We start from the raw sequence: 23,250 nt of genomic DNA, 5'->3' as shown, positions 1-23,250 counted from the left end.
TAAAGTGGAAAAGTAGGGAGGCTAAGGTATGAGAAGGATCAATCCTGGTTCCGTCAATTCTTACATTCGTTATGGAAATGTGAAAATACCCAAGAGCATACAAAGTGAGTGCCCTCAATGCAGAAATATAACGGAATTTATGATTAATGCAAACTTCCAAAGCAGCAAGAATGGATTGCTCACAGAGTCCAGTTGTCCTACGTGTAAAAAATCAACGGTATTTATTATTATGACGAAGGATGGTCAGGATGAGCAAAATGAACATGCTGATACATATATTTATGACATCCAAGCTTCAAAACATCTTATTAATCATTTAGAAAGTCTCCCTAATATACCAAAAGACCTTATTAGAGCTTATCGTTCAGCGATAAATGTATTTGAATCTAGAGAAAATTCAGCTACTGCCGTAATGTCTAAACGTGTCATTGAAAGTATCCTAAAACATTTTCTAAAAGAAAAAAGTAAAGGACAGCCTTTATCGCAACAGCTTGAAATCCTCCCAAATCAAGTTGACCTGGCAAAGCCAATCCAATCTTTAAGCCACCTGCTCGCAACTGATGGATCCTTACATCGGATGCTTGAATTAGAAAACGAAATGGATTATGAGACTACTGCTTTATTAATGGATTTATTGGAAAGCCTCATTGAATATCTTTTTGTCTTGCCCGGAAAAATTGAACTGACACACAACAAAATCGCAAAAAAATTTAACTAATCAACCCCCTTGAATCATAGTGAATGAACATGATTCAAGGGGGGGTTTTTATAAAACCTGGAGAAAGTAGTCAGGGGCATGGATTCTTTGTTTGCATACACTCAACAATTTATTTTTTGTTATTCTAGCTCACCAAAAATATATATTCAATCATCCCTTCATAAAATAGGACTATTAGCAGTAAAGGAGCGGTGAAGGGGATGTCTAGGGAAATAGTAAAATGTCCTGAGTGTAGGAACTTAAGATTGTTTGTAGACGGTAAATGTTTAAATTGTGGTTATTGTTCAAGTGTTAGAGCCTCAATTAATGCCTTGTATTCACAAATTCAGCCCTCAAAATATGAAAAATTCAAAGCCAGAAAAAGGTCGAGGATCAACGAGTGATTCTTGTTACCAAATCAATGGTGTCATCTTATATTCCAAAACATACACTTTCTATAGTAATTATTTTATGTTTAGACAATGAGGAGAGGATAGAATGCAGCCCGAAATGCAAAAAGCGATTATCCTGGCAGAAAATATTATTGGTTTTATAAAATTTGTTCAAAATCAAAGAGATACAAACCACTTTAGAATTGAAAACAATAAATTATTGCAAATTAAATATCTTATGGAAGAATATAAGTTTCAAATAGTAGCAGATGAATTAATCAGAATAAACCAGTTTGATTGGAATGAAAAATACACACTATATTTAGTGGAACAATTCCGGAAAGGTATTTCTATCATTGATGAATACGTGAAAAATAACTACAATGAATTATTTATTGTAACAGCGAGAGTATACACATTAAAGAACCTATGTAGCAGTTTTGATAAAATAGCTTCATAAAGACTTAATGTCCGTACAATCATCTCATGCGGATTGATTTTTTTGAGGGAAAAATCAGAAAATTTTAAAAAAACTATTTTATGCGTATGGTTTGATAAATGAATAAAATTAGGTGAAAATAATAAAAATAAATAACTTAAGTTCTAAAAGTTATCACTAGTATACAAAAAGGCGGTATCTTATATGTTTAAAAATTTTTTCAAAGGTAAAAAGTCAGAAGTGGAAACAACAATTATGCAGCCATTGGAAGGAGAAATCGTTCCTTTAGATGTCGTTCCTGATCCAGTATTTTCACAGAAAATGATTGGCGATGGCTTTGCTGTTAAACCGACAAACGGCACGGTCGTATCTCCGGTAGATGGTGAAGTAATCAGTGTATTTCCTACCAAACATGCAGTTAGCGTAAAGTCTACTGATGGCAGAGAAATATTGATTCATGTTGGTCTTGAAACAGTATCTCTAAACGGAGAAGGCTTTACTTCATTTGTAAATGACGGTGAACGTGTCAAAAAAGGTCAAAAGCTGCTCGAAGCTGACTTTGAATTTATTAAAGAAAAAGTTACTTCCATTATTACACCTGTCATCTTTACTAATTTGTCAGAGAATGAAAAGGTCGTAATTGAAGATCAAGGTGTAAAAATTATTAAATAATTTATCATTTGCTGAAAGAGTAAGCTTTTAAGAGCTTACTCTTTTTTATTTTTAGGAAAATTTTTTCAACTAGATTCAAAAATAAACAAACATATATTATAATAAAACAAAAGCAAATAAAAATTAGTTCCGATTGAGCAAGGGGATGGAAAAAGATGAAGGTAAGTTTATTTGCAACATGCCTTGTTGATATGTTTCAAAGCAATGTTGGTAAAGCAACGGTTGAGCTTCTAGAGAGACTAGGGTGTGAGATTGAATTCCCAGAATCACAGGTGTGCTGCGGGCAGCCTGCTTATAATAGTGGATATACAAAAGAGTCCAAAGAAGCGATGAAAAGGATGATTGATACCTTTCAGAATGCGGAATATGTCGTTTCGCCATCAGGTTCATGTGCTTTTATGTTTCATGAGTATCCTCATGTTTTTAAAGGGGACCCTGTTTGGGAACCAAAAGCTAAGAAGTTAGCGGAGAAAACGTATGAACTAACACAATTTATTGTGGATGTTTTGAAGGTTGAAGATGTGGGAGCAAAATTGGAAGGACATGCTACCTACCACACCTCCTGTCATATGACAAGATTGCTGGGAGTAAAGGAAGCTCCTATGATTCTATTGAAAAATGTAAAGGGGCTTAACTTTACTGAACTTCCTGGAAAAGAACAGTGCTGCGGCTTTGGTGGAACCTTTTCGGTTAAAATGGCACAGATATCAGAGCAAATGGTCGATGAGAAAGTTTGCCATGTTGAAGATACAGGTGCAGATTATCTAATTGGTGCTGACGCCGGCTGTCTTATGAATATTGGCGGACGGATTGATCGGAAAGGTAAGCCGATAAAGGTGTTACATATTGCTGAGGTGTTAAATAGTCGTTGATTAGCTTATAGATTGATCATGAGCACATAACCAAGGCAGAAGTAGTAAAAAGTTGCCTCATAAAGCGTTCATGAGACCCATATGAAGCTAAAAAAAGAAAAAAGAGGTCCCATAAAGCGTTCATGAGACCCAAATGAAGCGAAAAAAGAAAAAAGTGGCCTCATAAAGCGTTCATGAGACCCAAAAGTAGCTAAAAAAGAAAAAAGAGGTCTCATAGAGTGTTCATGAGACCCAAAAGTAGCTAAAAAAAGAAAAAAGAGGTCTCATAGAGTGTTCATGAGACCCAAATGAAGCGAAAAAAAGAAAAAGTGGCCTCATAGAGTGTTCATGAGACCAATAGGTAACGAAGCGTTTTATACGAAGGATGGGTGAATAACGAATGGCCATGAAAATAGGCAATGAACAATTTAAGGACCGTGTCGATAAAGGGATTCATGATGATTTTATGCGTGGGGCCGTTTCTGGTGCACAGGATGGAATGGGTGTAAAACGGCGCCTTGTGACGGAGGAACTGGGAAACTGGGAGGACTGGCGCTCACATGGAGAAGAAATTCGCCAGCATGTTCTTGAAAACTTAGATTATTATCTTGAGCAACTTAGTGAAAATGTTGCAAAAAGAGGAGGGCATGTATTTTTTGCCCAAACAAAAGAAGAGGCAAATGACTATATTCGAGAAGTTGTAAGGCAGAAAAACGCGAAAAAGATTGTAAAATCAAAATCGATGGTAACCGAGGAAATCAGCTTAAATGCTGCTTTGGAACAGGAAGGCTGTGAGGTCATTGAAACCGACCTTGGTGAATACATTCTTCAAGTCGATGATCATGACCCGCCATCGCATATTGTGGTGCCGGCGTTACATAAAAACAAAGAACAAATTCGCGATGTGTTTACTGACAAACTTGGCTACACGAAAACTTCAAAGCCAGAAGAATTGGCCTGGCATGCACGGGAAATGCTGAGAGAAGAATATTTGTCAGCCGATATTGGCATTACCGGGTGTAACTTTGCAGTGGCTGAAACAGGCTCCTTTAGTTTAGTAACAAACGAAGGGAATGCTGATTTAGTTACCGCCTTACCAAAAACACAGATTACCGTTATGGGCATGGAACGCATTGTCCCAACCTTTGAAGAAATGGAAGTATTAGTCTCCCTTTTAACCAGAAGTGCTGTGGGTCAGAAATTAACGAGTTATATTACCGTCCTTACAGGACCAAGAGAAGAACTAGACGTGGATGGTCCTGAGGAATTCCACCTTGTAATCGTTGATAATGGACGCTCTAAAATCCTAGGGGGAGAATTCCAGTCAGTCCTGCAATGTATTCGTTGTGCGGCATGTGTAAATGTTTGTCCAGTTTATCGACATGTGGGTGGTCATTCTTACGGTTCTATTTATTCAGGACCAATAGGGGCTGTGCTTTCTCCACTGCTCGGTGGTTATGATGAATTTAAAGAGCTACCGTATGCTTCGACACTTTGCGGAGCATGTACGGAAGTTTGCCCGGTAAAAATTCCTTTGCATAACCTCCTTCACAAGCATAGAGAAGTGATTGTTGAAAAGGAAGGGAAGGCACCAATAACTGAAAAACTAGCGATGAAGGCATTTGGGTTAGGTGCAGCGTCACCAATTTTATATAAGATTGGTTCAAAAATTGCTCCAACTGCGATGAATCCATTTACCTCTGGCGACAAGATCTCTAAGGGTCCTGGACCGTTAAAGGCTTGGACAGAAATTCGCGAGTTTCCAGCACCAAATAAAGAGAGATTTAGAGATTGGTTTAACAATCGTGAAAAAGGGGGCAACTAAGATGACTGGTACCATACAAAATCGTGATTCATTCTTAAATCAAATTGCCAGCCAGCTTGGTCGTTCACGGATTTCCTCTAAGGTCGAACGGCCAACATGGAAATTTAGACCACAGGATGAGGTATTAAAAGATGCAACACAAGATGAGCTTTTAGAAGTGTTAGCAGAGCAGTGTAAAAAAATCCATACTACCCTATATCAAACAGAACTTAAAGATCTGCCATCCACCCTTAACGAAGTTGTCACCAATTATGGCGGTGGTCCCATCGTTACTTGGAAGGATGAACGGTTTTCGAAATGGGGTCTTAACTCATTACTGAAAACACAATGGCCAAGCCAGGATTATGATGTGTATGAATGGGATCATACAAAGGGTTCGGAAAATATCACAAAAGCGGAAAAGGCAAATGTCGGTATCACGATTAGTGAAATCACATTGGCGGAATCAGGAACCGTTGTATTATTCAGTGACCAGGACAAAGGCAGGACTGTGAGCTTTTTACCAGCGACTTATATTGCACTAATTCCAAAAAGTTCGCTAGTACCAAGGATGACACAAGCTGCACAAAAAATGAGGGAAATACACGAAAAAACAGGTCATGTAGCTTCATGTATCAATTTTATTACCGGACCAAGTAATTCAGCAGATATCGAATTAAATTTGGTTGTTGGTGTTCATGGACCAGTAAAGGCTTCTTATATCGTGATTAATGATTTATAACCGAAATACAAAGGAGCGATTTCCATGAAAGTAGGGATTATTGGTACCGGCTGGTTTGCGAAAACGCATGCGGCTATATTTGGAGATATGGATGGAGTAGAGGTTACTGCCTTTTGTGGAACAAGTATTGAAAAGGCTGAAAAAGAAGCAAGAAACTGGTCAAATGCAAAGGGGTATTCAAATGTAGATGAAATGTTAGAGAAACAAAAACTCGACGCTGTCTATATTTGCGTACCACCTATGGCTCATGGCGATATTGAATTTGCTTTGATAGAAAGAAACATTCCATTTTTTGTAGAAAAGCCTTTAGGAATAGATGAACAGCCGCTTGAAATTGCGAAAAGAATAGAAGAAAAAGGTCTCATTACTTCAGTTGGGTATCACTGGCGTTATAAAGAAACCACTAAGAAAGCCTTGTCATTACTTCAAGATCGTAAAGTTGGGATGGCTCTAGGGTATTGGATGGGGGACATGCCGATGGTTCCGTGGTGGAGAGATGTAACTAAATCAGGGGGACAATTTGTTGAACAGACCACGCATATCGTTGACCTTTTACGTTTCTTGTGCGGTGATATTACCGAAGTGTATGCAGCCTATAGCAGCAAGATTATGCAGGAAAAGGTAGAAGGAACCACAGCGCCAGATGTTGGCAGTGTCACTATGAAGCTGCAGAATGGCATGGTAGCGACCATATCAAATACTTGTATTCTGACAAATACCAGTAAAGTCGGCTTGGATTTATTTACAGAAGAAGGAATAATAGAGTTACGTAATGAGCATGTACGTGATATTAAAGGTAAACAAATATTAGAACATAAAGAACAAGTTAATCCATATATTGCTGAAAATGAGATATTTCTTGAAGCAGTTAGAACTGGTAATCCTACAGGAATATTATCGGACTACAAAGATTCTTTAAAAACCCACACAGTTACACTTGCGGCCAATCGATCTGCAATAAGCGGTCAGCCAATTAGATTGGGATTCATGTAACAATAAAAAAACGAAAGTCGACAAGTTAAAGTGCTTGTCGGCTTTTTATATAAAAAAATCAAAAAAATAAAAAGATTTATTACTTTACTATTCAAAAATAAACAAACATATATTATAATAAAACAGAAGATAACAAACATAATTACAAACAAACGGGGGAACTAGTAGATGGTAAAGAACTTATGGGAAAGTGAAAAAGCTTCACAAGTAGCAAAAGGGGTAGAAGAATTAGTGTATCGTTCCAATTTGATTGGAACAGATCGTGCCGTATGTAACTGGGGTGGCGGCAATACTTCCATGAAAACAACGGAGAAAGACTTCCGTGGACGTGATATCGAGGTTATGTGGGTAAAGGGCAGCGGCTCTGATCTAGCAACGATGAAGGCTCAAAACTTTACGGGTCTAAATTTAGAGGACATCCGCCCATTATTCGAACGCGATGAAATGACAGATGAAGATATGGTGGCATATCTTTCACATTGTATGATTGACAGCAAGCATCCAAGAGCGTCCATCGAAACGTTATTACACGCTTTCTTACCATTCAAGCATGTTGACCATACACACCCAGACGCAATTATCAGCATTTGCTGTGCAGACAACGGCAAGCAGATTGCAGAAGAGATTTTTGGAAATCGTTTTGTTTGGGTACCATATGTACGCCCTGGCTTTACACTTTCAAAAATGATTGCAGAAGGTGTAAGAAACAATCCAAATGCAGAGCTTGTATTAATGGAAAAACACGGACTTGTAACTTGGGGAGAAACTTCAGAAGAGTCCTATGCAAAAACAATTGAGATTATCAATGAAGCGGAAAGCTTTATCAATGCAAAATCAAATGAAGAAACTGCTTTTGGCGGTCAAAAGTATCAATCTCTTTCCGATGAAGAAGCAACTAGTATTCTAGCAAAGGTTATGCCAATCATCCGTGGTGCAGTAAGTGAAGAAAAGAAAATGCTCTTAACGTATGATCGCGGTGAAGATGTCCTTCAATTTGTAAACAGCCATCAGGCACCAGAACTTTCACAAATCGGAGCAGCATGTCCAGACCATTTAGTTCATACAAAAATGGTTCCACTTTACATCAATTGGGATCCGCAAACAAAAGATGTGGAAGCATTAATCGCAGCTATTAAAGAAGGCGTTGCTAGCTTCAAAGAAGGATACAAAGCTTACTTCGAGCGCAACAAAAATGAAGGCGACAAAATGTTTGAACCAGCTCCACGTGTTATTTTAATTCCTGGAGTAGGTATGGTGAATTCTGGTAAGGATGTAAATAACTCACGAGTAAGCGGCGCGCTATACCACCGTGCGATTGCGGTTATGAAAGGTGCTACAACTCTAGGAAACTTTGTTTCACTAAGTGAAAACGAATCTTACAACGTGGAATACTGGCCATTAGAATTATACAAATTGACCCTTGCTCCAGCTGAAGCTGAATTTTCTCGTAAAGTAGCATTCATCACTGGTGGTGCGGGCGGTATCGGTAGTGAAACAGCTCGTCGCCTAGTTTCAGAAGGTGCTCACGTTGTGCTGGCAGATTTAAACCTTGAAGGTGCAGAAAAAGTAGCGACTGAAATTAACGAACAATACAGTGCTAACCGTGCATTGGCTGTGAAAATGGACGTTACAAGTGAAGAGATGGTTCAAGCGGCCTATGACCAAACAGCACTTAACTTTGGCGGAGTAGACATCATTGTTAACAACGCAGGTCTTGCAACATCTAGTCCATTTGATGAAACATCTCTTAAAGAGTGGAACTTAAACATGAATGTTTTAGGTACTGGATATTTCTTAGTTGCACGTGAAGCATTCAAGCAAATGAAGGATCAAGGAATCGGCGGTAACATGGTATTTATCGGTTCGAAAAACTCTGTTTACGCTGGTAAAAATGCAGCAGCATATAGCTCTGTAAAAGCACTTGAAACACACTTGGCAAGATGTATTGCTGCTGAAGGCGGCGAGTTTGGTATTCGTGTTAACTCTGTTCTTCCGGATGCTGTTCTACAAGGTTCTGCGATTTGGGGGTCAAGCTGGAGAGAAGAACGTGCAGCAGCATATGGAATTCACCCTGATCAATTAGAAGAACACTATCGTAAGCGTACGACATTACTAGTAAATATCTACCCATCAGATATTGCTGAATCCATCGCATTCTTTGCTTCATCTAAATCAGATAGAACAACAGGATGTATGTTAACAGTAGATGGCGGGGTTCCTGCTGCGTTTACTAGATAAGATTAATTTAAGATCTAGACTCTCTATCAATAGGTAGAGAGTCTTTTCTATACCTCTTTTTGTTTGTAAATACCTAGGTAAAAAGCCAATTAGTTATGTTGATAAATGTATTTTTATGAGTAAATATATCTAACGATAAGTAGGTATAAATGTTCAATTTTTGATAAGCACTGAATTTTAAACATTCTTGACTGTTTTTTTTCTAACTAAAAAGCAACAAATGGGGCTATTATACATGTGAAAACGCTGTCAAAACAGTGTAAAAAGGAGTTGGTTTCAGGAACTACAAAGTTAGTTTATTAGATTAGAATACAGGTTGTAGGGAGGAAATTTGTGAAAATGAAAAGAAAAAGTTCCAGGAAGTATTTTGCAGTTATTCTAAGTTTATTGTTACTATTAACCTCTATACCCGCTGGCCCTATTCAAGTATCGGCGGAAGAATCTTCACTCTTAAAGAAGTTTGACTTTGGAACACCAACAAGTTCCGTGGAAGATGGTTATACTAAAGTTTCTTCAGACACAGCTTACTCAGCAGAAACAGGCTACGGTTTTGCTGATATCTCCAAGGTAACCTCACAAGACCGATCAACATCAGACTCCTTGAAATCAGATTTTATTTCAACAACTGAGACCTCCTTTAATGTGGACCTTCCGAATGGTGATTATTTGGTCACTGTCATTGCCGGCGACAAGGACGACACGACAAATATAGGTATTAAGGCAGAAAATATCCAAAAGGTTCAAAACGCGGCCGTTTTAAAAAGTGAATTTATTGAGCGTGAGTTTGAAATTGCCCTAGTAGATGGACAATTAAACTTTGAATTTACTGGTACAAACCCAAAAGTAAACGCAATGACCATTGAGAAACTTCCAGAAAGAACAGCGGGTGAACTTCCAACCGTTTATATCGCTGGGGACTCAACCGTTCAGACTTACGATGAATATTGGCGGCCAGAAGCAGGCTGGGGTCAAATGATTCCACGCTATTTCAGTTCTGATGTAACCTTTAAGAACCACGCCATTGGGGGAAGAAGTACAAAGTCATTTATCAATGAAGGACGATTAGATAATGTTTTAAGAGAAATAAAGCCTAACGACTTTTTTCTAGTACAATTTGGTCATAACGATGCAACCATCAGTATTCCTGAACGATACGCATCTGTCCCTGACTATAAAAATTATTTAAAAACGTATATTAATGGTGCTCGTCAGCGGGGAGCGATTCCAATTCTAGTGACCCCGGTCGGCAGACGAGATTTTAATGCCACTACAGGAAAGTTTAATGTCAGCTTTCCAGAGTATGTGCAGGGAATGAAAGAAGTAGCGGCAGAAATGAATGTAAACGTGGTTGACTTAAGTGCACGAAGTGTTGCCTATTACGATACCATTGGGCCTGAAGGAAGTCTTTCTGTTTTCCTACATACAGACCCGGGTGTTTATACTGCATTCCCAAATGGTTCACAGGATAATACACACTTCCAAGAGTACGGAGCAATCCAGCTCGCGCGTCTTGTATCAGATGAAATTAAAAATCTGAATATTTCGCTTTCTCAGTATGTTACGGGTATTGAACCCCCTGCAAACGCTCCAGCTAAGCCAGCGGATGTAGTGGTTAGCAGCATTAGTAACGCAGGTGCGCTAGTCACGTGGAAAGCAGTTGAAGGTGCTGACATTTACAGGGTTTACCGTAAATTATCAACTGATAGCGAGTATAAATTGATTGGATCTTCTACTATTTCTCAACTGAATATCACAGGTATGGAAGAAGGAAAAACATACGATGTTTATGTAACAGCGGTTAATGGAAAAGGTGAATCTGAAATATCAGATGTAAAACAATTTACAACCAAAGAAGCAACTTTAAAGTTTGATTTTGGGATAGCAGGAAGTCCGGTTTCCGAAGGGTTTACAGAGGTTAATCTTTCAACGCTTTATACACCTGAAAGAGGTTACGGGATAGTTGATGCTACAGGCATGATTGGACGAGACCGCAAAACTGGTGACAATGTGACTCGTGATTGGCTGGGCTATTTTAACGTAGGTTGGAAATTTAATGTCGATGTGCCAAACGGACTTTATGCATTGAAAGTCTATGTTGGTGATTACACAGGAAGTGCCAGAACAACTCTAGCAGTGGAAGGGCAGGATTATGGTACAATTTCTGCACCTAAAAATAACTATACAACAAAAGTTGTTTCTCAGGTTTCCGTAAAAGATGGACAAATGAATTTTAGTTTTGGTGGTTCAACAGCGATTGTAAACGGTGTTGAAATCACCCCAATCCTAATTGCTCCATCCGAACTTAAAGTGGATGAGAAATCAATGGACGCTGAAAATCCATTCGTCACATTATCATGGAAAGCAGTTGAGGACGCAGTAAAATATAACGTCTACCGTAAAGTGGCAGGCACAAGTGAATTTACCTTAGTGGGCAGCAGCTCAACAACGTCATTCACAGATAATACCGTCGATGTCGGAATGGAATATGAGTATGTGGCTACAACAATTGATAATGCCACTGTAGAAACGGATCCCTCACTACCGCTAAAAGTAGTAATGGTCGATCCATCACAGCCAGTTCCAGCTGCACCAGATCATTTAAAAGTAGGTGAAGTCAACAAGAATGACCTTACAATTAGCTGGGATCAGGTAGAAGGAGCGATTACCTATAATGTGTATCGTTCAAATAAGGAAAAGGGAACTTACGAATTTATCGGAAAGACGAAAACGGCTTCTTACAAAGATGAAACTGTTTTAACAACGATTCCTTATTTTTATAAAGTTTCAGCTGTTAATGCAGGTGGCATTTCTGAACAATCTAAAGTTTTGAAAACACCAGCTGTAACGAAACTTAAACGTCAAATGGAAGAGCTTGACCGTGCACCAGTTGCGATGAAAACAGATGAAGGTGTTTTTGTCAGCTGGAGAATGCTCGGAGCAGATTCTGAAAGCATTAGTTTTAACATCTACCGTGATGGTGAAAAGATTAATACTGAACCCATTACAACGAGCACCAACTATGTCGACAAGGACGGAAAAGCTGAATCCGTTTATGAGGTTCGCGCGGTCCTTAGCGGAAAAGAAAGAAAATCAAAGGAAACAACGAAGGTATTAAATCAAAATTACTTTGATATCCCGCTTCAAAAACCAGCGGACGGTGTGACACCACTTGGTGACCCATATTCATACCGTGCAAATGATGCCAGTATCGGTGACTTAGATGCTGATGGTGAGTACGAGTTAGTGTTAAAGTGGGATCCAACCAATTCCAAGGATAACTCTCAAGCAGGCTATACAGGTAATGTTTATGTAGATGCCTATGAAATGGATGGAACCTTAAAGTGGCGTATTGATTTAGGAAAAAATATCCGTGCCGGTGCGCACTACTCCCCATTCCTTGTTTATGATTTCGATGGGAACGGAAAAGCAGAGGTTGTATTCAAAACTGCAGATGGAACAAAAGACGGACAGGGAACCGTAATTGGCAGAGCGGACGCTGATCACCGTAACAGTACAGGATACGTCCTGCAAGGTGCAGAGTACTTGACTGTATTTGAAGGAGAGACCGGAAAAGCACTTGATACGACCGAGTATGAACCTCCTCGAGGGGACGTGGGCGCATGGGGTGACACTTATGGAAACCGTGTGGATCGTTTCCTAGCAGCAGTAGCGTATCTAAATGGAGAGACACCAAGCATTATTATGGCTCGTGGATACTATACGAGATCAGTGCTTGCGGCATACAATTTTACGAATGGTAAATTGACAAAACAGTGGGTCTTTGATTCAAACGATGAAGGTCAAAGAGATTATGCTGGTCAAGGGTACCATAATTTAAGCGTGGCGGATGTCGACACAGACGGAAAAGATGAAATTGTCTATGGTCAAGCGGTAATTGATGATAATGGCAAGGGATTATATGCAACCGGTTTAGGACATGGGGATGCTCAGCATGTGAGTGATCTTGACCCAACAAGACCAGGACTTGAAGTTTTCGCAGTCCAGGAGCATAAAGAAGGTCCATACGGATATGACATGCGTGATGCAGAAACGGGTGAAATTCTTTGGGGTGTGAAAACGGGCCAGGATACTGGTCGTGGTGTCTCAGCTGATATTGACCCTAGGTACGATGGGGCTGAAGCATGGGCAATTTCTGGTGCTTGGAATAGTAAGGTTGGCGGAATTCACACTGCAAAGGGAGAAAAAATATCCGAAAATATTCCTTCAAGTAATTTTGCGATTTGGTGGGATGGAGACTTGTCTCGCGAGTTAGTTGATCATAAATGGGATGATGCCACATCAACAGGCGTTGGAACCATTGATAAGTGGGACTATGAAAATAGTAAGCTAGTAAATATTCTAACTGCTGAAGGAACGCAAACCAATAACAGTACAAAAGGAAATCCTGTCCTGCAGGCTGATTTGTTAGGTGACTGGAGAGAAGAAATCATTTGGAGAACAGATGATAGTAGTGCCCTTAGAGTGTACATGACAACAGAGGAAACCGAAAATAGAATTTACACCTTAATGCATGATCCTCAGTACCGTTTATCGATTGCGTGGCAAAATGTCGGATATAACCAGCCGCCGCATACTAGCTTCTTCCTTGGAACAGGTATGGAGAAGCCTCATGTACCGAGCATTGATGTAGTAGAAATACCAGATGTAAATGCACCGGATACAGAATACGAGCTAACAGGTGACGTACAGGAGGGGTGGTATCATAACCCTGTTACCGTGAATTTGACCGGTTATGATTATCAATCTGGTATTAAAGCAACCTATCATTCTTTAGATGGTTCTACTGAACAGAAAGGAAATACCGTAACGATAGCAGAAGATGGCAAACATGTTCTTGAATATTGGAGTATGGATCATGCTGGTAATATCGAGGAAAAGAAATCGATCTCTATAAACATTGATCAAACTGCTCCAGAAATCACGTTCTCCGTTGAGGATGGAACATCATTCACAGTAGATCAACATATTAGTGTTACTTGTCAGGCAACTGATGCCTTATCAGGAGTAGCATCATCCACATGTGAAGATGTTTCTATACCAGCATACGAGCTTGGTCTAGGCAGCCATACGTATACGGTAGAAGGGGAAGATGTTGCAGGCAACAATTCTATGAAATCAGTTACGATCAACGTCATGGTTAACTTTGACAGTCTTGGCGAGTTGACCAAATTGTTCCTGACTGGTAATGGCGTTGAAACTGCTAAGGTAAACACTGTTGAAGAAACTAATAAAGGAAACTCTTTACTTGTAAAACTAGAGGCAGCTAAAGCTGCTCACGAACGAGGCAATACGAGTGCAAGAGACGGACAACTAAATGCTTTTATCAAAGAAGTTAATGCAAGCATGGATAAAGACTTCACAAATTACCAGGCACAAATTTTAATCAAATTTGCAGAAGTCTTAAAGAAATAAAAAACCAGGTCCCAAAGTGTTTCCAACTTTGGGACCGTTTTATTTTGAAAAGAAACAGCAAAAAGAATAGTATTCAAAAATGAGTTTTTAAATGTTTACATAAGTTTCGAAAAATTTTTAATAATACTTTGTTTACTCGATAGACAAACTATAACTCTGTGGCTATAATAAAATAAAATACAAGGTAAGTAAATCATTTACCTTTTATTAGAAATATCTGTAAGCGTTATCACAGTGTACATATTTACAAGTTAAAATGTGCTGGCAGTTCATGAATCCCAGCACATTTCAACTATTTAACATCAAGTTTAGGCGCATAAGACTTCAATAAAATGATAGATTCATTCATTCTAATTAATTGGAGGGGAAAATATGTCAAGATTATTGGAAATGCAGGAGGGATCTTTTTATACAGGGCAATATCGCAATCTATTTAAAGAAATTGGAAAAACAGATGAAGAAATTTCAACTAGAATTCAGCGCAATTGGAACGAGTTATTTAATGGAAATGAGGATACTAGAATTTACTATCCCGTTGGCGATGATTTAGGGTACATGCTTGATACTGGAAACCTGGATGTGCGGTCTGAAGGCATGTCCTATGGGATGATGATGGCAGTGCAATTGGACAATAAAGATGTCTTTGACCGTTTGTGGAAGTGGACCATGAAGTACAAGTATATGACAACGGGAGAAAATGCTGGCTACTTTGCTTGGTCTTGTAACCCAGACGGTTCTAAACGGGCCTATGGTCCTGCACCTGATGGAGAAGAGTTTTTTGCAATGGCGTTATTCTTTGCTTCTCATCGCTGGGGTGATGGTGCAGCACCGTTTAATTATAGCGTTCAGGCGAAAGACTTGCTGCGAACTTGTATACATAAAGGAGAAAATGGTGACGGTTATCCAATGTGGAGTCCGAAAAATAAATTAATAAAATTTATACCTAATTGTGAGTTTTCTGATCCATCTTATCATTTACCACACTTCTATGAACTCTTTGCACTATGGGCATACGAAGAGGATCGGCCGTTTTGGAAGGAAGCAGCTGCTGCAAGCAGAGAATTTCTAAAAATTACTTGTCATCCAGAAACAGGTTTGGCACCTGAATATGCATATTATGATGGAACGCCAAACAATGAAAATGGCTATGGGCATTTCTTTAGCGACTCATATCGGGTTGCAGCAAACATTGGTCTTGATTATGAATGGTTTAGTGGAGATGAATGGGAGCGTGAAGAAGCCAACAAGATCCAGGCCTTCTTTGCCGACAAAGACCCTGCTGACTACCGCCGATATACGATTGCAGGTGAACCATTTGAAGAGAAATCACTTCATCCTGTTGGTTTGCTCGCAACCAACGCCATGGCTTCATTGGCGGCAGATGATATAGAAGGAAAAAAATGGGTGGAACTACTCTGGAATACCCCAGTAAGAACAGGAGTCAGAAGATACTACGACAATTGCTATACTTCTTCAGTATTCTAGCCCTGAGCGGCAACTACAAAATTTGGATGCCGAATAAATAAGTTTAATAAATATAAGGCCCGCAAGGTTATGATTTGTGGGCCTTATATTTAAATCAAAGCATTTATTATCTATGCACGTTGTTGATTAGAGTGGAAAGCAAGTGCCTGGAACGGAGAACAACAACACACTTGTATTTGAAAACGTTTTATTAATCTTAACTAACCATTGGGAACAGGAGTGGGACGGAAATGAACAAAGTAATATTAGTAGATGATGAAATGTATTTCCGCAAAGGATTAAGAAATCTAATCAATTGGGAAGACTGCGGATTTCAGGTAGCAGGCGAGGCCGCAAACGGCGAAGACGCCTTAAAGATGATGCATGAAGTAAACCCAGATCTTATCATTACTGATATCCGTATGCCTGTACTAGATGGAATTGGACTCATTAAACAAGCAATCGAAATAGAAGGAGTTCAAACAAAATTTATTATCATCAGCGGACATAGTGATTTTAAATATGCACAACAAGCATTAAGATACGGTGTCCATGATTTTGTCCTAAAGCCGATTGATCAGGATGAAATTGAACAAACACTAAGATCACTTTCCAAAACCATTAACGAACAAAAAAAGCGTGATGAACAAAGGCTCGAAGAACAAGCAAATATTCTTTTTAACCATCTACTTTTAGGGAATGCTGCGGACAATGATCATTCAGCAGGCCTTTTAAATCTCCTTTCGGTAGGGAACCCTAATGAGTTCTTTTACCTATTAATTGAAGTAAATGGATTACTTGGGGAATCTGCTTTAAACAATGAGGAAAGAGTACAACAGATCAAAAGGACATTAGCAGCTGTGATTCGGGATGTATGCAGCACCCATGAAAGAATATGGATCCAGAAAGCAGCACAAGGCGCTGTAGGTGTCCTCATTACCTCTAATCACTTAGCAAGGTTTCAAATGAGCATAAAAAAATTTATGACGTGGGTAAAGAAGGAACTTACGAACAGAATATCTGAGGATTTTACCTTTTATGTTGGTGAAGCTGTTCCTAGTCTTACTTTGTTGAAACAATCAGCTGATGGTGTTGAAAGGGCAAAACAGCATAAATATGCAAACAACGAAAATGGAATCATTATCTTTGAAGAAATTGTCGATAAACCGATCTCTATTGCTGAACCCGACGAAACCATTTATCAATCATTAGTTGAACATATTGAAGAAGAATCAACACCTCAAATCAGTCATTCACTAGAGAATCTGTTTCAATCTCTAGTATCAAAGAAACTATCTCATACGGCTTTTCTTGCTTCTCTTAATAGTTTTGTACATTCTGTTTTAAAAATTATAAGGAAAATGGGAGGAGAACCTTCAAGTTTACAATCCTATCGAATGATATACACCTTACATAATTACAACTTGACTTTACCTCAGCTAAAGGAATTAATGATTCATTTTATTATAGAGTGTAAAGAGGAAATAGCTAAATTACGAAAACAGTCTGCTAATGGAGAAGCGCACAAAATAAAACAATACATTGACCTCCATTACCATGAAAACATTAGCTTAAAAACCATAGCCAGTAAGTTTTTTATGAATCCAGTATATTTAGGACAATTGTTTAAGAAAACCTATGGAATCTACTTCAAGGATTATTTACTGCAAGTAAGAATTAATGAAGCGAAAAAAATGCTGCGTCAATCGGAAAAAAGAATTTATGAAATTGCTGAATGTGTGGGGTTTAATAATACTGATTACTTTGTCACTATCTTTGGTAAGTTAGAAAATATCACGCCTTCTGAGTATCGAAATAAATTAATCAACGAAAGAAAAGTGATAGGAAAATGAGGAAAAGCAGAAGTTTTCATAATATTCTATTAAAGAACAAAATGTTAATTATGTACTTTTTTGCTGTATTTATTCCCATTGTACTTACAAATGTAATCTTTTATATCGTTACCATTGAAAATGTTAAAAAACAGCAAATGCAAGATTCCACATTGGCATTGCAACAGATTAATAGAGATTTTAGTACCATTATCGACCAAGCAGTAGGAATTTCCTCCTCTTTATATACGAACTTAAATTTAAATCTATTTTTGGAAAAGGACTATGTCTCATCTATAGATTATATCGAAAAACATAATAGCTTTTTAAGGAACTATAATCAGTCTAGTCCTATAAACCCATCTATTAACTCTATTCGCTTTTATACGGATAACCCGTCTGTCATCTATTCAGGCGGGGTTTATTCCATTGACAGCCTTCAACAAGAATTAACAAACTTTAAGGATGCCTTAACCAATAGTAATGGCTCACAAATTCTCATTGATACACCTTCCGATCAGAATTTTGAAACCTTTAGTATCATCCGTAATTTAGATTATTTTTACAATGATAAACAAAAGTTCGTAAAGGTTGAAATTAATCCAGTCACAATAAGAGATATCTTCAACAATGTAACGTTTAAAGGGGATGTATATTTACTTAATGAAAAAGGAGAAATTGAATACACAAATAATCAATCTCTAAAACAACAGCTCAGTAAGCCAATCAAATTTAATCAAATAGAAAAAGAACAAAGTCTAGTTACCATTCGTGCAAAGCTGAATAATGGATCTTACTTAAATGACTGGTCAGTGGTTGGAACCATATCGGAAGAAACAATGCTTAAAACGGTTAATAAGTCTAAACTCTTTATCGTCTTATTGGCTATGATCAATTTTTTAGCTCCAACCATTATTATTGTCATTATCTCTAGATCATTTTTAACCCGATTACAAAGGATTATTCGCCATGTAAAGAGGATGAAGAACCAGGACTTTGAGTTAATCCATGATCAGGAATATCAGGATGAAATTGGACAATTAACAAGTGAATTCAATCGAATGACCAAGAAAATCAATGATTTAATTAATGACGTTTTATTAGTCAATATTCAAAATAAGGATTTGGAAATAAAAAGAAACCGTGCGCAGTTAAGTGCCCTGCAAAGCCAGATAAATCCACACTTTTTGTTTAATGCTTTAGAAACGATCCGTATGAGAAGTTTGATGAAGGATGAAAGAGAAACCGCGAAAATTATCCATAACATGGCCAAAATATTTCGTAATTCTCTTACGTGGGGGAAGGACTTTGTATCCGTTAGGGATGAAGTTAATTTAATTACTAGTTTTTTGGAAATTCAAAAATATAGATTCGGAGATAAATTAAATTATCAGATTTATATTGATGAAACTGCAGAAGATTGTAAGATTCCGAATATGTCACTTTTGCCTTTTATAGAAAACGCCAGCATTCATGGTATTGAGCCATTAAAGGAAAATGGAGAAATCTCCGTATCCATCTCGTTATATGCTGATACAGTAACCTGTGTGATTAAGGATAATGGGGCCGGAATTACTGAAGAAAAGAGAAAGCAATTATTGGCATCATTAGAAAATGAGGAAGATATAAGAGAGAATGTGGGCATTAAAAATGTGTATTATCGATTAAAACTATACTATCATGATCAGTTTTATTTTAATATTGATAGTCATCCGGATTATGGTACAACCATTACTATTCAATTCCCATCACAAATAGACAGTCCAATCTCTAGTAATTCGGATAAAAATCTTTACTTTATTAAGTAACACCTATACTTTTTAAATGGTGCTGAAGACCCTTAGATTATACAATGAAAGTGCTTTCACAAATAAAAAGGGGGTTCCAAAATGGCAAAAAAGTTTCTCTCAGTACTCTTAATGCTTATCCTGTTAATCGCAGTTGCTGGCTGTGAAAAGGATAAGGAAACAAGCGGTAATGCAGACGGATCTGGTGATTCGAAAGACAAAGTAACCTTTACTTATTTTAATGCAGCTTCCCCAGGGAAAGACGGAAACACGAATGAAACGACTATCGGGAAAATTTTTGAAGATCAAACGGGAGTTAACTTCAAAACAGAGTACCTAGTTGGTGACATTAACACAAAAATTGGGACAATGATCGCAAGTGGAAAGTATCCAGATGTTCTTGTTCCGGATATCGCAATTGATAAAGTACTAGATGCAGGTGCATTTATTGATCTTACAGAATTGATTGAAGAACACGGTCCTAATATTAAAAAACTATACGGACCTCATTGGGAGCAAATGAAAGATAAGGACGGAAAGATTAACTTCCTTCCTTTCGCGGCTAAGCAAGGGTTTATTAAAGACCCGAATATTACACAAGGTGCCTTCTGGATTCAACGCGGCATTTTAAAAGAAGCTGGATATCCTAAAATTAAAACACTAGATGAATATTTTGCTTTACTTGAAGATTATCAAAAGAAACATCCAGAAGTAAATGGCGCTTCTACTATTGGATTTACAGCTTTAACTTATGACTGGCGCTTCTTTGCACTATCTAACGTTCCTAACCATTTAGCAGGCTACCCAAATGATGGTGAAGTAATTGTGGATATGAAGACACATAAAACAGATGTATATGCTGATAATGATATTACAAAACGTTATCTAAAAGAGTTGAATGAACTAAACAGCAAAGGCTTATTTGATAAAGAATCATTCGTAGCTAACTATGATGAATATCTTGCAAAACTAGCTTCTGGCCGTGTATTAGGATTCTTTGACTACGGCTGGCAGGTTAACCAAGCATTAGATAACCTAAAAGCTGCGGGAAATGACGATTTACGTTATATGCCGCTTCCAATCACATTTGACGGACAAAAAGATCAATATATCGATCCGCCGGCATTCATTAATAACCGTGGTATTGGTATCACAGTAAGTGCGAAAGATCCAGTCCGCATCATTAAGTACTTCGATAACATGGTTAAAGAAGAAAACCAGAAGTTAATGTTCTGGGGTATTAAAGACGAGACTTATAGTGTGGATGATAAAGGTAGATTTTTCCAAACTGAAGAACAGTATGCTAAAACAAGTGATGAAGACTTCCGTGATAAGTCCGGTTTAAACACTTTTGAGTACTACTGGCCAATGGGCGACATGCTTTATAGCGACGGAAACGCATGGGTTCCTGGAAAACAGCCTGAAGTTGCTCAAGTAGCCTACACGGATGGTGACAAAGCGATTCTAGAAGCATATGGCGTTAAAGTTTTCTCTGATTTATTTGCAGATCCCGACGATCGTCCATGGTATCCAACATGGAGTGCCGTTGTTGAACAAGGCTCTGATGCACAAATCTTTGGTCAAAGAAAAACTGACTTAACGAAAGTTTACTTCCCTAAATTAGTTCTAGCTAAGCCGGGTGACTTTGATAAAGTTTGGGATGAATATATTAAAGAATTTAATACTTTAGACGTAAAAGCTTTAGAAGACTTAATGGATAAGGTAGTAGAAGATCGTATTAAAGCAGCTGCAAAGAAATAGTTTAGTAGAATCTTGAAAAAGCTGGCCGATATCGCCCAATTGGCTATCGGCCTCTTGCTTTAAAGCTTCACTATCTTGAAATCATAAGCCGCTCCCTTCTTTCGGGAGTAACTAAGGGGGCAGCTTATGATTTTAGGATATGGCTGTTTTCTAAGATTTTCCAGAAAGAGGAGGGGTAAGAATGCAGATTGGTTCCAAAGCAGCAGTAAAAGAGGTAATAAATCCTTCAGTTTCCATCTCTACAAAAACTAAAAAATCCTTCTTTCAGAGGATGATGTCACAAAAAGCATTATTGGCCATGAGTCTGCCATTCTTGGTTTGGTTAGTTATTTTTAAGTATATTCCATTGTGGGGTTGGTCGATTGCCTTTCAGGACTTTAAGCCAGCAAGAAGCTTATTGGACCAGGAATGGATAGGGTTAGAACATTTTAAGTTTTTATTCTCCGACGATAATTTTTGGCGCGTGCTTCGGAACACAATCGGCATGAGCACGATTAACCTAGTATTAGGGTTCGTTACAGCTATTGGTCTTGCTCTTCTTATTAATGAAATTAGGCATATAAGATTCAAGAAGTCAGTTCAAACCATCAGCTATCTGCCGCACTTTATCTCATGGGTAGTAGCCGCTAGTATTGTCTCTTACAGCCTTTCTCTCGAAAACGGAATCGTTAATATCGTATTGGTAAACTTGGGGATTATTGATGAACCCATTCTATGGCTTGGTAAGGAAAAATGGTTCTGGGTTATCAACGGTTTAACAGAGGTATGGAAGAATGTGGGCTGGAATACGATCATTTACTTAGCAGCAATTACCATGATTGATCCAGAACAATATGAGGCTGCTGATATTGATGGGGCATCTAGATTCCAACGGATTAAACATATTACACTCCCATCTTTACAGCCAACGATTATCATTTTACTCATCATGAACTTAGGTTATATTTTAGAATCAGGCTTTGAGGCACAGTATTTATTAGGAAATCCTATGAACCTAGCTTACTCAGAAAACCTTGATATTTATGTACTAAAATACGGTATGTCAATGGGGAACTTCTCACTGGCAACGGCTGCCGGGATCTTTAAAACTGTAGTGAGTTTCATCTTCTTATTTACCGCAAACCATATTGCCAAACGATTTGGTCAGCCAAGGCTTTTCTAGGGGGGAACTATATGGCACAGAGACGATTTTTCAAAGCTACTCGACATCACTCCGGTGTAGGCGATTATTTATTTGATATTTTCAATTATACTTTTTTAGTTTTGCTTTGCGTTGTCATGTTATATCCATTTCTTAACCAGCTGGCTGTTTCTTTTAATGAAGCTAGTGATTCGTTACGTGGGGGGGTTTACCTTTGGCCGCGAGAATTTACTTGGGCAAATTATAAACACGTTTTTGGTGAAGCGAGTATCGTAAATTCGTTCTTTATTTCAGTTTTAAGAACGATAATCGGTACACTAACATCTGTGCTAGGTACGGCAATGGTGGCTTATACCATCAGCCGTAAGGATTTCGTTCTAAAGAAATTTGTGACAATTGCATTTGTATTAACGATGTATTTTAACGGTGGATTGATTCCGAACTATCTACTAGTGAAAGAATTAAATTTACTAGATAGTTTTTGGGTTTATATTGTTCCAGGAATCATTGGAGTATTTAATTTAATCGTCATTCGTTCCTTTATAGAAGGAATCCCAGAAAGTTTATTTGAATCTGCAAAAATTGATGGTGCAGGGGATTTTACGATTTTCATCAAGGTTGTCCTGCCATTGTCACTGCCGGTATTAGCGACTGTATCATTGTTTGTCGCGGTTTATCAATGGAATTCTTGGTTTGATGTTTTCTTATACAATTCATCAAGCGCAAACTTATCTACCCTTCAATATGAATTAATGAAGATTCTGCAGAATTCAAACGCATCGATGTCGGGTAAAACCGCTGCAGACGCGTTTTCCAATGCCAATGCAAGTGCCAACATGGTCTCCCCAACATCCATCAGGGCTACGATGACCATCGTAGCAAGTCTGCCAATCATCATGGTTTACCCATTCCTGCAAAAATATTTTGTTAAAGGGTTAACTTTAGGCGGAGTAAAAGGTTGAAAAAAGAATCAGATGAGCTCTCTCATCTGATTTTTTTAATAA

The 23,250-nt window shown here is 38.2% G+C and carries 14 protein-coding genes and 1 pseudogene; all 15 read left to right on the top strand.

Features of this window, described 5'->3' with window-relative positions; all coding sequences use genetic code 11:
- The first annotated feature begins 28 nt into the window (after positions 1-28).
- The gene (locus QFZ31_RS09735; protein ID WP_179599601.1) at positions 29-718 is read left to right on the top strand and encodes a hypothetical protein; all 690 of its coding nucleotides are present in this window, start codon (positions 29-31) and stop codon (positions 716-718) included.
- A gap of 477 nt (positions 719-1,195) precedes the next feature.
- Entirely contained in the window at positions 1,196-1,549 is a 354-nt protein-coding gene (locus QFZ31_RS09730; RefSeq protein ID WP_307302790.1) for a hypothetical protein, read from the top strand.
- Between the two features lie 183 nt (positions 1,550-1,732).
- Entirely contained in the window at positions 1,733-2,200 is a 468-nt protein-coding gene (locus QFZ31_RS09725) for a PTS glucose transporter subunit IIA (RefSeq protein ID WP_373459840.1), read from the top strand.
- Between the two features lie 155 nt (positions 2,201-2,355).
- Positions 2,356-3,072: a (Fe-S)-binding protein gene (locus tag QFZ31_RS09720; protein WP_307302787.1), complete on the top strand. Its 717-nt coding sequence runs from the start codon at positions 2,356-2,358 to the stop codon at positions 3,070-3,072.
- A gap of 379 nt (positions 3,073-3,451) precedes the next feature.
- Positions 3,452-4,876 carry a LutB/LldF family L-lactate oxidation iron-sulfur protein gene (locus QFZ31_RS09715; RefSeq protein WP_307302786.1) on the top strand — a complete coding sequence of 475 codons (1,425 nt, stop codon included), beginning with the start codon at positions 3,452-3,454 and terminating at the stop codon, positions 4,874-4,876.
- A gap of 1 nt (position 4,877) precedes the next feature.
- Positions 4,878-5,597 (top strand): LutC/YkgG family protein, encoded by a 720-nt coding sequence (locus QFZ31_RS09710; protein ID WP_307302785.1) that lies wholly within the window; start codon positions 4,878-4,880, stop codon positions 5,595-5,597.
- A 24-nt stretch (positions 5,598-5,621) separates the two neighbouring features.
- A complete protein-coding gene (locus tag QFZ31_RS09705) occupies positions 5,622-6,590 on the top strand; it encodes a Gfo/Idh/MocA family protein (protein WP_307302783.1) in 969 nt (322 codons plus the stop codon).
- 168 nt (positions 6,591-6,758) lie between these two features.
- On the top strand, positions 6,759-8,828 hold the full coding sequence (locus QFZ31_RS09700) for a bifunctional aldolase/short-chain dehydrogenase (protein ID WP_307302782.1): 2,070 nt from the start codon (positions 6,759-6,761) through the stop codon (positions 8,826-8,828).
- 339 nt (positions 8,829-9,167) lie between these two features.
- Positions 9,168-14,261: an OmpL47-type beta-barrel domain-containing protein gene (locus QFZ31_RS09695; RefSeq protein ID WP_307302781.1), complete on the top strand. Its 5,094-nt coding sequence runs from the start codon at positions 9,168-9,170 to the stop codon at positions 14,259-14,261.
- Between the two features lie 390 nt (positions 14,262-14,651).
- Positions 14,652-15,787, top strand: a pseudogene (locus tag QFZ31_RS09690) (glycosyl hydrolase family 8).
- A 189-nt stretch (positions 15,788-15,976) separates the two neighbouring features.
- Complete coding sequence (locus QFZ31_RS09685; RefSeq protein ID WP_307302780.1) at positions 15,977-17,578, top strand: response regulator transcription factor; 1,602 nt, start codon at positions 15,977-15,979, stop codon at positions 17,576-17,578.
- Positions 17,575-19,365, top strand: coding sequence for a sensor histidine kinase (locus QFZ31_RS09680; protein WP_307302778.1), 1,791 nt, complete (start codon positions 17,575-17,577; stop codon positions 19,363-19,365). The genes QFZ31_RS09685 and QFZ31_RS09680 overlap by 4 nt, the downstream gene beginning before the upstream one ends.
- Before the next feature lie 81 nt (positions 19,366-19,446).
- Complete coding sequence (locus QFZ31_RS09675) at positions 19,447-21,105, top strand: ABC transporter substrate-binding protein (protein WP_307302776.1); 1,659 nt, start codon at positions 19,447-19,449, stop codon at positions 21,103-21,105.
- Between the two features lie 181 nt (positions 21,106-21,286).
- Positions 21,287-22,267: an ABC transporter permease gene (locus tag QFZ31_RS09670; protein WP_307302775.1), complete on the top strand. Its 981-nt coding sequence runs from the start codon at positions 21,287-21,289 to the stop codon at positions 22,265-22,267.
- 11 nt (positions 22,268-22,278) lie between these two features.
- Positions 22,279-23,208: a carbohydrate ABC transporter permease gene (locus QFZ31_RS09665; protein WP_307302774.1), complete on the top strand. Its 930-nt coding sequence runs from the start codon at positions 22,279-22,281 to the stop codon at positions 23,206-23,208.
- Positions 23,209-23,250 lie beyond the last annotated feature (42 nt).

The organism is Neobacillus niacini, from assembly GCF_030817595.1.
Lineage (GTDB): Bacteria > Bacillota > Bacilli > Bacillales > Cytobacillaceae > Neobacillus > Neobacillus niacini_G.
Note: the sequence above shows the minus strand (reverse complement) of the source record. Positions and strands in the feature narration are given on the sequence as shown.